13 protein-coding genes are annotated in these 14322 nt (G+C 61.7%); 4 read left to right on the top strand and 9 right to left on the bottom strand.

From position 1 onward, the window contains the following. Window positions 1-15 precede the first annotated feature (15 nt). Window positions 16-2091, top strand: coding sequence for a sigma-54-dependent Fis family transcriptional regulator (locus AC1RUK_RS05235; RefSeq protein WP_481836500.1), 2076 nt, complete (start codon window positions 16-18; stop codon window positions 2089-2091). 98 nt (window positions 2092-2189) lie between these two features. On the opposite strand, the gene AC1RUK_RS05230 is transcribed toward AC1RUK_RS05235, so the two are convergent. From AC1RUK_RS05230 to AC1RUK_RS05190, 9 genes are all read right to left on the bottom strand, one after another. Next, window positions 2190-2714, bottom strand: coding sequence for a DUF1097 domain-containing protein (locus tag AC1RUK_RS05230; protein ID WP_481840197.1), 525 nt, complete (start codon window positions 2712-2714; stop codon window positions 2190-2192). Between the two features lie 101 nt (window positions 2715-2815). Beyond that, complete coding sequence (locus AC1RUK_RS05225) at window positions 2816-3859, bottom strand: NAD(P)-dependent alcohol dehydrogenase (RefSeq protein ID WP_481836502.1); 1044 nt, start codon at window positions 3857-3859, stop codon at window positions 2816-2818. Window positions 3860-3896: 37 nt separating this feature from the next. Then, window positions 3897-5528: a molecular chaperone GroEL gene (gene groEL / locus AC1RUK_RS05220; protein ID WP_481836503.1), complete on the bottom strand. Its 1632-nt coding sequence runs from the start codon at window positions 5526-5528 to the stop codon at window positions 3897-3899. A gap of 77 nt (window positions 5529-5605) precedes the next feature. After that, on the bottom strand, window positions 5606-6403 hold the full coding sequence (locus AC1RUK_RS05215; RefSeq protein ID WP_481836504.1) for an iron-sulfur cluster assembly protein: 798 nt from the start codon (window positions 6401-6403) through the stop codon (window positions 5606-5608). A 5-nt stretch (window positions 6404-6408) separates the two neighbouring features. Beyond that, entirely contained in the window at window positions 6409-7431 is a 1023-nt protein-coding gene (locus tag AC1RUK_RS05210) for an amidohydrolase family protein (RefSeq protein ID WP_481836505.1), read from the bottom strand. A 73-nt stretch (window positions 7432-7504) separates the two neighbouring features. Further along, window positions 7505-7876, bottom strand: coding sequence for an MmoB/DmpM family protein (locus tag AC1RUK_RS05205; RefSeq protein WP_481840196.1), 372 nt, complete (start codon window positions 7874-7876; stop codon window positions 7505-7507). A 16-nt stretch (window positions 7877-7892) separates the two neighbouring features. Next, window positions 7893-8951, bottom strand: a complete 1059-nt coding sequence (locus AC1RUK_RS05200) for an aromatic/alkene monooxygenase hydroxylase subunit beta (protein ID WP_481836506.1) — start codon at window positions 8949-8951, stop codon at window positions 7893-7895. A gap of 49 nt (window positions 8952-9000) precedes the next feature. After that, entirely contained in the window at window positions 9001-10062 is a 1062-nt protein-coding gene (locus AC1RUK_RS05195) for an NADH:ubiquinone reductase (Na(+)-transporting) subunit F (RefSeq protein ID WP_481836507.1), read from the bottom strand. 54 nt (window positions 10063-10116) lie between these two features. Beyond that, complete coding sequence (locus AC1RUK_RS05190) at window positions 10117-11790, bottom strand: aromatic/alkene/methane monooxygenase hydroxylase/oxygenase subunit alpha (protein ID WP_376703428.1); 1674 nt, start codon at window positions 11788-11790, stop codon at window positions 10117-10119. A 570-nt stretch (window positions 11791-12360) separates the two neighbouring features. On the opposite strand from AC1RUK_RS05190, the gene AC1RUK_RS05185 reads away from it, so the two are divergent. The 3 genes from AC1RUK_RS05185 to AC1RUK_RS05175 are packed head-to-tail and all read left to right on the top strand — an operon-like array spanning window position 12361 to window position 14302. Then, entirely contained in the window at window positions 12361-12837 is a 477-nt protein-coding gene (locus AC1RUK_RS05185) for a hypothetical protein (RefSeq protein ID WP_481836508.1), read from the top strand. A gap of 12 nt (window positions 12838-12849) precedes the next feature. Continuing rightward, the gene (locus tag AC1RUK_RS05180; RefSeq protein WP_481836509.1) at window positions 12850-13161 is read left to right on the top strand and encodes a hypothetical protein; all 312 of its coding nucleotides are present in this window, start codon (window positions 12850-12852) and stop codon (window positions 13159-13161) included. A 13-nt stretch (window positions 13162-13174) separates the two neighbouring features. Beyond that, the gene (locus AC1RUK_RS05175; protein ID WP_481836510.1) at window positions 13175-14302 is read left to right on the top strand and encodes a WD40 repeat domain-containing protein; all 1128 of its coding nucleotides are present in this window, start codon (window positions 13175-13177) and stop codon (window positions 14300-14302) included. Window positions 14303-14322 lie beyond the last annotated feature (20 nt).

The raw sequence follows: 14322 nt of genomic DNA, 5'->3' as shown, positions 1-14322 counted from the left end.
GTCTGTGATGACTGAATGAAACGCGAGTTAGGCCCCAATCGGACGAAGATCAATGCTCTTCCGGCGCGTGCGTCGCTGGCCGCGGGGCAAATGGTTCTGGGCAACATCGACTATGACGAGCGTGCCACCATGCGCGCCTGGGAAAGTTTTCTGGCCGACGATCCCAAATGTGCCCGCGATCCAGTCCACCCGAGCCACGTCCGCTCCCTCATTCACGATTCCTGGTATCGCAGCGCCACCGGCGGCATCAACGCTCAAGGGATTGAAGCGCCGCTGAGCAGTAGTCGCGACGAGATCGAATATCTGACCCGGGCCAATGCAGAACTGCTTTCGGCGGCGCGGCGATCGTTCGCCTCCCTTGGCCAGTTGCTGGACGGGACAGGCGCGATGCTGGTTCTGGCCGACAGCGACGGCGTGCTGATCGACGCCATCGGTGACAAGAAGACGCTGCATGACGGCATGGATATCCACCTCGCCATCGGCGGCAAGTGGAACGAGGATGCCGTCGGAACCAACGGCATCGGAACGGCGCTGTGGACGGGTGAGCCCACTTTCGTCCACGCGGCCGAGCATTTCTGCGCCGGCATCAAATCCTGGACCTGCGCCGGCGCGCCGATCCGCGACCCGCTCGACGGCAAGATCATCGGCGTCGTCGACCTGTCAGGCTATTCGCCGATCTTCCGGCCGCATAACACTGCCCTGGTCGCTGCCACGGCCCGGCAGATTGAAAAGGCGCTTGCCGAACAGCAGCAGGAACAGCGCACGCGTCTGCTCGAAGCCTTCATTTCCTCGGCTCCCAGCTACCGCCGAAAAGACGGGCTGGTGATCGTCGACCATCGGGGCCGCGCGATCTTCTGCAACAACGTGCCTGACGGCGAGAAAGCCGAAATGATGGACGGCCCGATGGAGCCTGGCCGGGGCCGCTGGCTGATGAACCTTCCGTCGTCCGGCTCCGACGCTGACCTTGCCAGGGCACTACCGGCCCATCTGCGATCCTGCCACATAACGCCGCTGAAGTTGGACGGCGACCTCCGCGGCGCGGCGCTGGTGTTCCCCTCGGTTCCGGCAGTCTCCAGCGTGGCGGTGGTCCACCGGGAGGTGAACAAGCATCTTCAGGATGCTGTCGCCATGATCGTCGGCGAAAGTGAAACACTGCAGGCCGCCATCGACGTCGCATGCCGCGTCGCCCGATCGAGCAGCGCTGCGTCGCTGTTGGTCGAAGGTGAAACAGGCGTCGGGAAAGAGCTGTTTGCGCGGCTCGTGCATGCCGGCAGCCGACGCACGGCGACCGATCCGTTCATCGCGATGAATTGCGGGGCGATCACCAGGGACCTGTTCGGCAGCGAATTGTTCGGCCATGTCGCCGGCGCCTTTACCGGCGCCTCGCGTGAAGGCAAGCCGGGCGTTTTCGAACTCGCCAACGGGGGCGTGCTCAGTCTCGACGAGATCGGTGAGTTACCACTCGAGATCCAGCCATTTCTATTGCGTGTTCTGGAAGAGCGCGTGATCCACCGCATTGGCGACAGCCGGGGCCGCCCGGTGGACGTGCGCCTGGTCGCCTCGACCAATCGCGACCTCAAACAGGAAGTTGCCGCGGGCCGCTTCCGCCGCGATCTCTACTATCGCATTGGCGCGGTCTCGATCACCGTGCCGCCGCTGCGCGAACGCGGCGACGACGTGCTGCTGCTGACCGAACATTTCAACAGGAAGATCGCCGCTGAATCAGGCGAGGAGCCGCTGGAATTCTCGCATGAAGCCATGGATGCACTGCTCGCCTATCGTTGGCCGGGCAATGTGCGCGAGTTGAAGAACCTCGTCGGGAGACTGCATGTCCTGGCGCGTGGTCGCGACATCGGCCTTCATGACCTTCCCGAGGAAATCAAGACCTCGGGTTCTGGGCCGGGCTCGCAGTCGGCCACCTCAGTCGAAGAGCTCGAGGGCACACTCGCCGAGGCGGAACGCCAAGCAATGAAGAACGCACTGGAAGCAGAGGGCGGCAACCTCAGCCGTGTCGCGCGACGGCTCGGCATCTCGCGGCCGACGCTCTATCGCAAGCTCGACCAGCACGGCATCCGCCGCGGGTTCGTCTAATCTAGGACCAGAACCTGTCGCGGGCACAAAAGAACCTCGCGGCATTCGCGCCACGAGGTTGGGGAAAGTCAATCGACTGGGGCTATCGCGGGGTATGATCAGCCCTTCACGACAGCACCGGTCACTTTCTCTGAGACATAGCCGAGGATGTTGCCGATGATCAGCGAGATCACCACAGCGGCCGCGACCTTGGTGATGCCGCCAGCACCTTCGCCATAAGCGGCGGCACCAAGCAGAAAAAGCGCGGCGGTCGTTGCGTAACCATAGACCGCTGACGGAATGGCGCTGAGCAATGGCAGCTTGGCGGCGAGAATCAGAACGATGATTGAAATGCCGACGCAAATGCCGGCCATGATCGCCGTCACACCAATAGATGTCAGGGTTATCAATGCGCCGGCAGCGCAGATCGCTCCCCAGAGATTTGCAACCGCCGAATTCTTGAACCCGGCTTCCTTGCCGCCACAGTGATAGAAACTCCCCCAGCCGACAAACACCGCCCAGATCAGTAGATAGGGGTTGCCGATCGTGATCGCCGCCCACGTCGCGATACCACCCATAATGCCGATAACGACGGCCAACCCTGTAACAAGATCCATACTGTCCTCCCATTTTTCGCGAAGCAAAAATCTCATTTCAGGATCGCGCTTCGCTTACGTCCCGATATGGAAAACGCCATGGCATCAGTCATGACGCGGCACCCGTTCCGCGCCACGTCCAAAGGCCTTCAGGGCACGATGACGCCGCGCCCGGTGAACCGCCGGTTCTTGAAATCGTCGAGCGCGGTGTTGATGCTGGCGAGGTTGTATTCGGTGTAGTGCATCTTCACCTTGCCGTCGGCGTTGAGTTCCATCAGCTCGACCAACTCGGTGAAGTTGCCGACCAGGCTGCCGCCGATGTTGATCTCCTCGATGACAAGGTGCGCGGTTGGCACGTTGACCGCGCCGCCATAGCCGACGACGAACAGTTGCCCACCCTTGCGCACCATCTTCCAGCAGATGTTCTCGACGCCGAGTTCGCCGACGAAATCGATGACCACATGGGCGCCGCCGCCGGTGATCTGGCTGACCTCCTCGACGACATTCGGCCCGCCATCGAGGACGAAGTCGGCGCCCAGATCCTTGGCCAGCACACGCGCCGCCGGTTCGCGATCGACGGCGATGATGCGGCAGCCCGAGATCGCGTGCAGCGATTGCAGCGCGATATGGCCAAGCCCGCCGATGCCGAGCAGGACGCAGTAACTCCCTGGCCTTAGCAGCTTGGCCGCCCGCTTGGCGGCGCGGTAGGCGGTGATGCCGGCGTCGGCCAGCGGCGCCACTTCGATCGGCGTGATGTTGGCGTTCAGCTTGATCAGCGAACGTTCGCTGGTGATGAAGTACTCGGCGAAGCCGCCATTCATGCCAAGGCCGGGAAACTGGCCGTTGTCGCAGTACATGTCCTCGCCGTGTCGGCAGTTGAGGCAGATGCCGCAGGAACGGAAGGGATGGCAGATCACGGCGTCGCCGCGCTTGACCGACCTGACGCCGCTGCCGACCTCCTCGACCCAGCCGGCATTTTCATGGCCCATGATGTAAGGCAACAGCGTGCCTTCGGGGTCCATGGTCGGCTTCCATACGCCTTCGATGATGTGCAGGTCGGTGCGGCAGAGGCCGGCGGCACCGACCCGCACGATCACCTCGTCGGGGGCGGTGATCGTCGGTGCCTTGACCTCCTCGATCCTGAGTTGGACGTTCATATGCGGATCGTATTCGTACAGTCTCGCAGCTTTCATCGTCGTATCCTTTCAACGTCGAGATTGTTCGGATTGCTTAGGCGCGGCCGAGCTTTTCAGAGCCGCCGCCGCGGGCCGGTCCGGCCGTCGGATCTTCGTCCTCGGCGAGATGGCCAATCAGTGTTTCGGTGGTCAGGATCAGCGTCGCCACCGAAGCTGCGTTGGCGAGTGCTGTGTAGGTGACGCGGACCGGATCGATGATCCCTGCCTCGAACATGTTCTGGTAGCTGCCGGCAGACGCGTTGTAGCCGTAGCCGCCGTTGATGCGCGTAACTTCCGCCACGACTGCCTCGGGATCGGCGCCGGCATTGGCGGCTATGCGCCAGAGCGGCCGCGACAGCACCGACCGCACCAGGCGCACGCCTTCGGCGACATCGCCGTCGACGCCGGTCGCCACCTTGTCGAGCAGCGGCGCGATCTGGGCAAGCGCCGAGCCGCCGCCGGCGACAACGCCCTCTTCGGATGCGGCGCGCACGGCATTCAGCGAATCCTCGATGAGCTGAATGGTTCGCTTCTGCTCGACGGGCGTGACACCGCCGGCATAAAGGATCGCCGTCCCGCCGGAGAGCTTGGCAAGGCGTTCGCGCAGTTTGTCCTGGTCGATGTTCGGCGGCGAAGCTTCATACTGCCGCTGCACCTGGGCGCGGCGCGATGCGATTGCCGCATGATCGCCGCCGCCGCGGATGATCGAGGTGTAGGACGAACTGGTCTTCACCCGGTCGGCTGTTCCGAGGTCGTCGGCTGTGATGTCCTCCAGCCGGCCGCCGAGGTCGCGCGCGATCACCTTGCCGCCGGTGATGATTGCCAGATCCTCCATCATCGCCTTGCGCCAATGGCCATACTCCGGCGGGTGGACGACGAGGTATTTTCCAGGTCCCTGCTTGCCGAGCAGGGTCACCACAACTTCCGGCGACATTTCCTCGGACACGATAAGCAACGGTCGACCATCCTGGTCGGCAATGCGGCGAACCGCATCCAGCGCCTCGGGCTCCTTGATCTTGAGATCGGTCATCAGGATGTAGGGCCGTTCGAGAACCGCCTCCATCTTCTCCTGATCGGTCACCATGTGATGAGAGAGATAGCCGCGTTCGAAGGACATGCCCTCAACCACATCGAGCGTGGTCTCGGTGGTGACGCTGAAGTCCGTGGTGATGACACCTTCGGCTCCCACGCGCTGATGGGCCTCCGCCACCAGCGCGCCAAGCTTCGTGTCGGTCGCGGCAATATTGGCGACCGAAGCCAGGATGCCGTTGCCTTTTGCGGGCTTGGCCGAAGCCTTGAGCGCCGCCACCACCGTCGCCACGGCAAGGTCGATGCCCTTGCACAGATCGACGGATTTCACGCCGCGTTCATTCGCCTCCACACCACCCTGGATGAGCGCGTTGGCGAGCACGATGGCAGTCGTTGTACCGTCGCCGGCGACCTCGTTGGTCTGCATCGACACCTCGCGGACCACTTGCGCGCCCATGTTTTCGAAACGGTCGTGCAACTCGATCTCCGAGGCGATGCTGACACCGTCGCGAGTCACCATCGGCGTGCCGATCGGCCGGTCGATCATGGCGTTCATGCCTTTGGGGCCGAGCGTCGGCTCGACGGCAGCGGCCAGGCGAAAGACGCCGCGGGCGAGAGCACGGCGGGCCTCGGAATTGTGAAGCATTATTTTGGGCATGATTCCTCCTTCCGCCTTACGGGCGGGTTGTTGGTTAGGGGCCTCGTGCGAGGGAGGCCGTTGCTTTCAGATCTGCTTCAGGCGGTCGTCGCGGCTCGTGCCGGCACGCGGTCCATGATGAAATCGACCAGCGTCGGTTCGCCCTCGACCACATCCAGTTCCTTGTATCTGGTCTGCTTGAGCCCACGGCAAAGCGCGCCGTTGAACTCCATATTGACGCGCACACCGCGCAGTTCGGCGAGATGGGCACCGAGTGCGCCAGGCGGTATGTGTTGCCCTTCCCATGTCACGAAGACAGGATCATCCGCCCGGCGATCGGGAAAACGCTCAAGCAGAGCCGCCCTGTATCTCGGCTTCTGTTTGGTCGCTTCGCCCGGCTCGAACCGCGCGACGTCGTATGCCGGCAGGTCCATGCCGAGGATTTCCCGGTCCGTCAGACCGTGCTGCCGCAGCCCGCGCAGGACTGCCTCCTGGCGCCGCTTGAATGCCTTCATCCTGAAGGTTTCGCGCAAAGCGCCGAGATCCTGATCCTCGGCAAGTTCAGCAAAAATATCGCCGAATGTCTTGCCGGCTTCCATGCCGCGATTGACCTCTTCCGCGAACATGTGGTCGTGCAGCCTGACGCGATAGGCCGGCGCCCAGGAGAGCTGGTCGAGCGCCTTGCGGACGCCGTCCAGCATCAGGAACGCGAAGTTGGGCGAGCACCAGTAGGTCGGCAGGCGGAAGTCTATCTCCACGCTGCCATCGCCCGTCATCGCAGCCCGCTCGACGAAGCCCATCTCGGTAATCGGTTCGTCGAGCTCCGGGTCATTGACCGCACCAAGGCACCGCCAGAGTTCGTTCTCGCGGTTGCCGGAAACGCTGGCGGTTGCCATGGCCCCTACTCCGCCGCGATGCTGAAGGGCGAGCCGGCGAGCGCCTTCTTCTTGGCTTCGATGTCGATGTTGTAGAGGCGCGCGGCATTGAGGCCGAGGATCTTCTCCTTGATCTCGTCGGTCAGCTGCACGCCCCGTTCAGCGGCGATGTCCTCCGGGATCTGATAGGCCCAGAATTTCTCGACCAGCCAGCGCGGCGTCCAGATCGCATAGTCGGAACCGAACAGGATTTTCTCCGGCCCGATCCAGAACAGCAGCTCGGCGATGACCTCGCCGAAATAGCGCGGGCGGGAATGGATGAAGGGCAGCGCCACGGCCAGCCCGCCATAAACGTTGGTTTCCTGCGTCGCGATCCAGCAGAAATCGTCGAGACGCGGCAGGCCGCAATGCTCGATGATCCAGTTGAGGCCCTGGAAATCCGTCGCCGCATAGTCGACGTCATGCACGTCGAAGGCGTCCTTGCTGAGCGGGATGATCGTCGGACCCTTGTGGACGTGGATGTTCTTGATGCCGAGCTTGTCGCAAAGTTCGAAGCATTTGTAGGCATCGGGATCGGTGAGCTTCCAGCCCTTGGAGGCGCCGTTCCATTCGGCCGTGTACATCTTCACGCCCTTGACGTCATAGGTCTCCTTGAGGAAGTGGATGTACTCGAGTGCCTTCTCACCGTCACGCGGGTCAAAGGCGCCGTTGACGATGAAACGCTCCGGATAGCGCTTGGCCACCTCGGCGTTGCGCTCGATCGTGTTGAAGCCGTTCTTGTAGAAATCCTTGAGATAGGTCGACTGGACGATCGCCACGTCGTCGGGACCGTCGATGAAAAGGTCGCGATAGAGATCGTCGGCGCTGTACTTCTCGAACTTGCTCTTCTCCCAAAGCTGATCCTTGGGGCTCAGCCCGGTGTGATAGGCGTAGAAACAATCGATGAACTGCTTGCCGTGGACATTTTTCTGGTTGTCCGGGCTGCCGTCCCAGAAATGGGTGTGGCCGTCGACCACGAAGATATCCTTGCCTTCCGGTGTCCTAAACATTTTTCCCTCCGCGAGATGGGCGTTGATCGGTTCGGCGCGCCGCAACCAGGCGGCGCGCCCGATTTTTTGGCGGCTATTCGATGTATTCGAACATCTCGTCCATGTTGCCGAACAGGATCACGGTGTTGTCGTCGACGCGAACCATGCGGCCGTAGTGGGTGGAGGTGTTGACCTCGAAGGTCTCGGCTGAAATCTCGCGGCCGAGATATTCACCGATCGCGTCCATCTTGAAGATCAGCTTGCCATCGCCGTCGATACGGATCAGCGCCGGCTGGTAGGTGATGGTCACTCCCGGCTTCTTTCCCATAAATTCGGCGATAGCCCTGGCCTCGACCGAGTTGTTCATGGTGACGCCGCACTGATGCGAAATCGTCTGTTCGAAGGTGATGTCCTTCATCTCCTTGAAGATGTTGGAATGCGTTGCGTCGCGTGCTGCTAGTGACATGACATTTCTCCCTGTGTCAGCGCTTGAGGCCGAGTTCGCCGAGGATCTGGCCAATCCGTTCCTCGGATTTGGCGCGAACGTCCGCGAACGCGACTGGCTTGGAATGCGGCATCGACCAGATCGGCTGCAGGCCGACGGCCGCCTTGTCGGCGAGCGCGCCGTGTTTCTTGACCCAGCCCTGGAAGAGCTTCTTGTTCGCCGCGCCGTGTTTCTCGTCGTTGGCGAGCAAGTGCATGAGGTCGATCGTGTTGGCGAGGTTGCGCTCGTAATCGGCCTCGGCTGCCGAGATCACCGCAGGCGTGATGAAGTCATGGTTGGCGGCCGCGATCTGCATCAGGAAGCCTGAGCGGAAGGCTTCGCCGACCAGCGGCTCGAAGACGATGTTGATGGCGAAATACTGCTCGAGATAGTCGGTCGCGCCCATGATGGTTTCGACCGCTTCGCGCGTGCCTTGCCAGTTCTTGTCCTCGAGCCAGGTCTTCTTGCCGAGTTCGTCATCCCAGCCGGGAAGGTCCATGCCGATCTCGGCAAGGTAGAGCGTGATGTCCTGCGCAAGCCGCAGCTTGTAGGACGAGTTGGTCAGCGTAGCGTTGTTGATCATCTGGGTGTAGCCGTAGCGCTGCGCCTGCATCAGCGAGGTGCCGATGCCGAATTCGGCGTGTTTCCAGGCGCCGAGCTGCGTCTGCAGGATCTTGACCCACGCCTTGTCGAAGGTCTTCGGTGCACCGGACTTGCGGGCATTGTTGATGACGCTCTGCACCATCGTCTCGATCTTCGACTGGCGCTGGTAGTGCGTGCGCTCCCATTCCTGATCGGGGGCGCGGAAGGCATGCCAGTTGGAGCTCTGCGCGGCGGTGTTCTGCTTGACATAGGCGCCCTTGCCGTCGGCGAAGGATATGATCCAGTCCTGGATCAGGTAACGCTCGGGATCGGGCTGCACGTCGACCGTCATGTCTTCGTAGTGGGTGGCACGCTGGCCCTTCGGGTCGAAATACCGGTACTTCCGGCTGTCGGAGTCGGCAAAGATCGCCGCGCCGGCGGCTCCGGATCCGACTGAACTCGAGGTAGCTGGCATAGTCTTCACTCCCTTGTTGCAGTTGTGGTTACAGTTGCGTGGCAGCCCCTCAGTGGGCCGGCGTTGCACCTGCCGATGTGGTGAACTTGTCGAAGAAGATCCGCTCCGTCTCGAACCCGTTCATGAACAGAACCGGCTGAAGCGCATCGATCATCGGCGGCGGGCCGCAGGCATGGACATCGCCCTGCCCGTCGACCGCCAGTTGCTTGAGCTTGGCGTCGACACTCTGGTGTACGAAGCCGCGCTCGCCTTCCCATTCGGCGTCATCGGTCGCGTGCGACAGCACCGGAATGAATGTGACTTCCGAATGCTGACCGACCAGCTCGGCGATTCTGTCGAGATAGAACAGGTCGTTGCGGGTGCGGGCACCGTAGAAGAAATAGACCGGACGTTTCTCGCCGCTCTTCAGATGGTCGTTGAGGATCGACCAGATCGGTGACATGCCCGATCCGGCCCCGACCAGGATCAGGGGTCCTTGCCGTTCGTCCCGGCGGAAACAGGTTCCGTAGGGTCCGACGACGGTGACCTCTGCTCCGACCTTGATTCCTCCGGAATCGAGTTCTCCGGAGAACTTTCCCTCAGGGTATTTTTTGATGATGAAGGAGAGTTTTTGGGTTTGGTCCGGCGTATTTGCCATGGAGAACGAGCGCGTAATCGTCTCCCCTTTTTGCGTGGTAACCGTGATGTCGACATATTGCCCCGCCCAGAACTTTATCGGCGAGCCGAGTTCGATCTCGATGCCGCGAATGTCGTGGGTCAGGTGCTCGATCCGAGCAATCCGGCCCTTGAACGTCTTCACGGCGATCGCTTTCGCCAAAATCTCCTCGTCGTAGTTGAGAAGCTCGACTTCCAGATCGGAGTAGGCGACGCAGCGGCACAAAAGGACGTGGCCGCTCTCCTTCTCCATGTCGTTCAGTGCGAAGGTCGAGTATTTGAGCATGTCGACTTCGCCTTCGAGCAACACGCTTTTGCAGGCGGAGCATTGCCCTTCCTTGCAACCGTGCGGCAGCGCGATGCCCTGGCGGAACGCGGCGTTGAGCACCGTTTCGCCATTTTCGACATCGAATTCGACGCCGACCGGGCTGAGCCTGACCGTGTGGGTTTCCGACATACGGACCTCCAGTGAAAGGAAGAGGCGGGACGAACCCGCCCCCCTTTGGCCTGATCAGTTGCAGGGATTGATCGTGAAGCCGGCCCGGTATTCCGCCAGGTGCTTCTCACGGTCCGCGGGCGACATGGCACGCAGCGCGTTGAGCGGCGACCCGAGCTTGTTGCCGCGCACGTCGTCCAGCGTCCACATCTCCTTGTCGTCGAAGCGCATATGCGGCTGCGGGACGAGCGTCTTGCCGTCGGAGCGCACGAAGTTCAGGTCCTTGATCGCATCGGCCAGATCCCAGCCGTCATAGAGCGTCTCCCACTCGCGCTTGCCGCTGAAGCGGCCCATCGCGGGCGTCGGACGGCCCTGATACTCGTCGGCGAACGCCACGGTGGCAGTCCACTTGTCGAGTTCGTGGGCGAAGGTGTGCAACTGGCCGTCAATCTCGCCGACAACCATATCCTCGCGGATCAGGCAGGGAACGAGGCAGGACCAGCACCGGTGCGGATAGACGTAACCGACGTCGCTGTTGAACAGCAGCACCTTCTCGCCCTTGTGGCTAAGCTTGGCGTACCATTTCCAGAAGTCGCCGAATTCGGCGTACCAGCCCGGATATTTGTGCTCGAACCACTCGAAGTCCTTGTCGGTCTGGGCTTCGATGCGCCAGAAGTTGACCGGCCAGCCGACCGCGAAGAACTGCCCGACCTTGTGGACGTAATTCTTCTTGGTGATGCGTTCCCAGGCTGCCTGGACGTCGTCGTGATGGACCTTGATGCCGTATTTCTCGAGCGGCAGCATGTAGGTGCGGTAGTAATCCTCATAGATCCAGCGGTGCCACATTTCCGCGTAGGACTCCTTGTTCTTGTCGCGGTTGGTGGTGCCGTATTCGATGAAGGTCCCGATGGCCGCATCGACGATCGCGTGGTTCTGCCAGAAAGCGTAACGCAGGTCGCGCTCGAGCAGCAGGTGGTTTTCCGGCTCCTTGAGCGCCGCCATCAGCAGCGAATGGCCATTGCCGATATGCCGGCTCTCATCGGACTGCACTGACAGGAAGACGGTCGGCAGCGCATAGTCGCCATTGCGGGCGGCTTCCGACGGCATGGCGACGAACAGCGTGTTGGTGAAGGCGGTCTCGGCGACCACGGTCAGGTACATGCAGGCGGCGGTCATCGTGTCGCCGGTGATGAAGCCTTCCGCGAACTGCCGGCCGATGGTCGTGGCGTAGCATTTTCCGAAGGCTTCCTCGGTGATGTCGAAACCGGCCGGATCGATGTAGTTCTCCATGTACCATTTCTTCAAATTCATCTGGATCGTCGAGTGACGGAACTCGTCGATCATCTGCATGGTGAAGCCGGTTCTGAGTTCCTCGCCGGGCGCGATGCGGGCGACCATCGCCATCGAGCGGGCGGCGGAGATCTCCGGGAAAGGAATGATGGCCAGGAAGAGCTTCATCCACTCGACCCAGCGCGGTTCCACATTACGGAACATGTCGCCGCGCAATGCCGCATCCAGCGCACCGTAGACGCGGTTGTCCTTCTCTTCCTGCATGGGGAAATAGGACCGCAGGACCTGCTTCATCGGGTCGCGCGGCGTCTTGTTGATCTTGTAGTCGGTCGGAAACGTCATCGCTTCCTGCACGTAGGAAGGATTCCAGCCGAGATCGGCGATCTTCTTGGTCGCCTCGCCGACGGAGATTCCGCGTTGCGAGGTAATCTTGTTGAGCGTCAGAGACGTCATGGTCATAAGCCTCCACCAGGTTTGAGCCGCAGGTCCCTTGACCCCGGCATGAAGCGGCGCACGGCGCCGCAAGTGAGAGTGCGAACGGCACGACAAAGGGTTGCGCGTTCAGGCGCGACTCATGGTCCGGCCATTCAAGTGGATCGCGGCAAAGGTTTTAGAGGCGTCTGGCAGAGATCCGCGGCGCCAACCGCATTTGCGATGGGCGTATCGAAGCGGACGCGACTGGTCCCAGCTTCCTCCGTTCCTTCGTTCTTTTGGCACCGCGTCGAAAGCGCGATGGGCTTCTTATGGAAATGTACAAAGCAAGCTTCGTGCCAACTCGAGAATGACGCTCCTGGCTGGCGCTAAAAACAAAATCTCTGCTCTTTCGACAGGTGGAGCAGAGGTCAACTGTAACGTTCTTTTACAGTTGTAAAGGTCGCATGTAATATTTTACGAACATTCGCAATTGCAATATATTTAGTTAGCATCCGCAGCAAATTTGAAAAGCACATATCATCTATTCAATTCTTTTCCTTTCTCTACTATTTGAAGGCGATGGCTCACAGAAGGGCCTCGCACTGGAGAGAGACCGTGGCGAACGACAACGACAGCCGGGGGCAGCCCGAGCCAATGTCCAGCCAGGCCGATGGTGTTACTGGCGATCTTGTCAGGCTGATGCCCCGCGACCTGGTCTTTGTCATGCGCTTCATGGGCGAGAGCCAATATCGCCTGCAGTGCCATTTCCAGGACTTCATCCGGGCCGAGCTTGCCGCTGGTGGCGTCACCACGGAAACCCATCCGATGATCCATCTGTTCATCGAAAACCATGCGATCCTGTTGCGCGACTTCGTGTTTTCCGGCGTTTCGCTGTCGCGCCAGTTCCGCGTCGACGAGATCGAGCGCCTCACCGGCGATACGACATCGATGATCCGCGTCGACATCTGGGATCAACTCAAGAGCCACATCGAAACGGCCGAAAAACAGTTCCATTCGCAGGCCGGCACACTGCCCAAATTGCTGTCGGCTTTCGAGATACCGCCCGGACCGATGGCTGGGGGCGAAAAATGACAGGAGGATCCGATGGGGCAAACTGACAGGCGTGACACGCTGCTCGCCCGCCGGCTGGCACTCGTCGCCAATGTCTCCGCGCTCACTGCCGAGGCGCTGCGGCTTAACCAGAAACGCGCCGGTATCGAGATGGATGTGCTGCGCCTGGAGCTTGAGATCGGCAGGAACGGCGCCAGCGCGCAACTGGTGCAGGACTTGCATGAGGCGGAAGAGAGCGCCGAGGCGATCAGGAGCGCATGCGCGGCGTGCGAGGAACGCATCGTCGCCGCGGAGGGTGACGTCGAGGACGTCGATCGTACGCTCGCAGCGACGGATGGAAACTGACAAGAGGATGACCATGAACCAGCACGCGATGCAGAACTTGACCTTGTTCGATCTGCTGGCGCGCAGCTGGCGTCGCCCCTCGGCGATCGCCGATCTGTGCTTCAGCGCCGATGGCTCGACTGTCGCCTTCGCCTGCGTGGATGGAACGGTCGCCATAGCCGCGATCGCGGACCAGGAGCCACCGGAGTCGCGGATCAGGGTAAGCAATGATCTCGGACAGACGTCGATCCGACCAAGAGAGATGTTATTGGCGCCACTGATCGCCACCGCTGCTTTGGGAGACGGCAATGTCCCAATCGCCAGCTATCTACAGTCCGGCTTTCTTGTCGGGACCGCTGTCGGCGAAGCGGCGCATCTCGCCGCGAGCGGCGACATAGCGGAGACGCTGATCAAGATCGACGGGCCGATCGCCGCCATCGACCATAGCCCCCTGGCGGCCATGACAGCCGTCAGCAACGGGCAGGATGTCCTTCTTTCGCGTGGCCGAGGCGATTCGGTGAGACTGCCACACGCTACGACTTCGTCCACGGACGTGATTGCCTTCTCGCCGGACGGACGCCGCCTCGCCTGCAGCCACGATGATGGGCTGTCAATCTGGGTGGTCGACGGCGACGCTGCCCCGATGCGCGACGTCTCCCTTTCGGCGCGCCCGGTGTCGATCCGCTGGCGCGGCGACGGCGAATGGCTGGCCTGCGGGCTCGAGACAGGTGGCTTTGCCCTGGTCGGCATGGCCGATCGCCGCGCCGGCATCGTCGCGGGATTTCCATCGCCGGTCCGGACCGTGTGCTGGAGCCAGCCGGCGAATGCACTGTTCGCGTCGGGTGCTTACCGGATCGCCGGCTGGTCGATGACCGCTCCGCCGCTTGACGGCGAGGCCTCTGGCGCTCTGGAAACGGGCCGCACCGGGCTGGTTCCGGTCGAGACGGTGGCAGCGCATCCGGAAAAGAAACTCGTCGCGGCCGGTTATGCCAATGGCCGGATCACGATCTCCCAGATCGGCGCGCGCGACGAACTGCTCGTCCGACCTCTGGGCAACGCCGTCACCGCGCTTGCCTGGTCCGGCGACGGAAGGCACCTGGCGGTAGGTTCGGTCGATGGCACCGCCGCGATCGTCACTTTTCCCGCGCAGATGTTCAAATAGCGGGTGCGGGCCGCGTGGAA

Source organism: Mesorhizobium monacense, from assembly GCF_056781675.1.
Note: the sequence above shows the minus strand (reverse complement) of the source record. Positions and strands in the feature narration are given on the sequence as shown.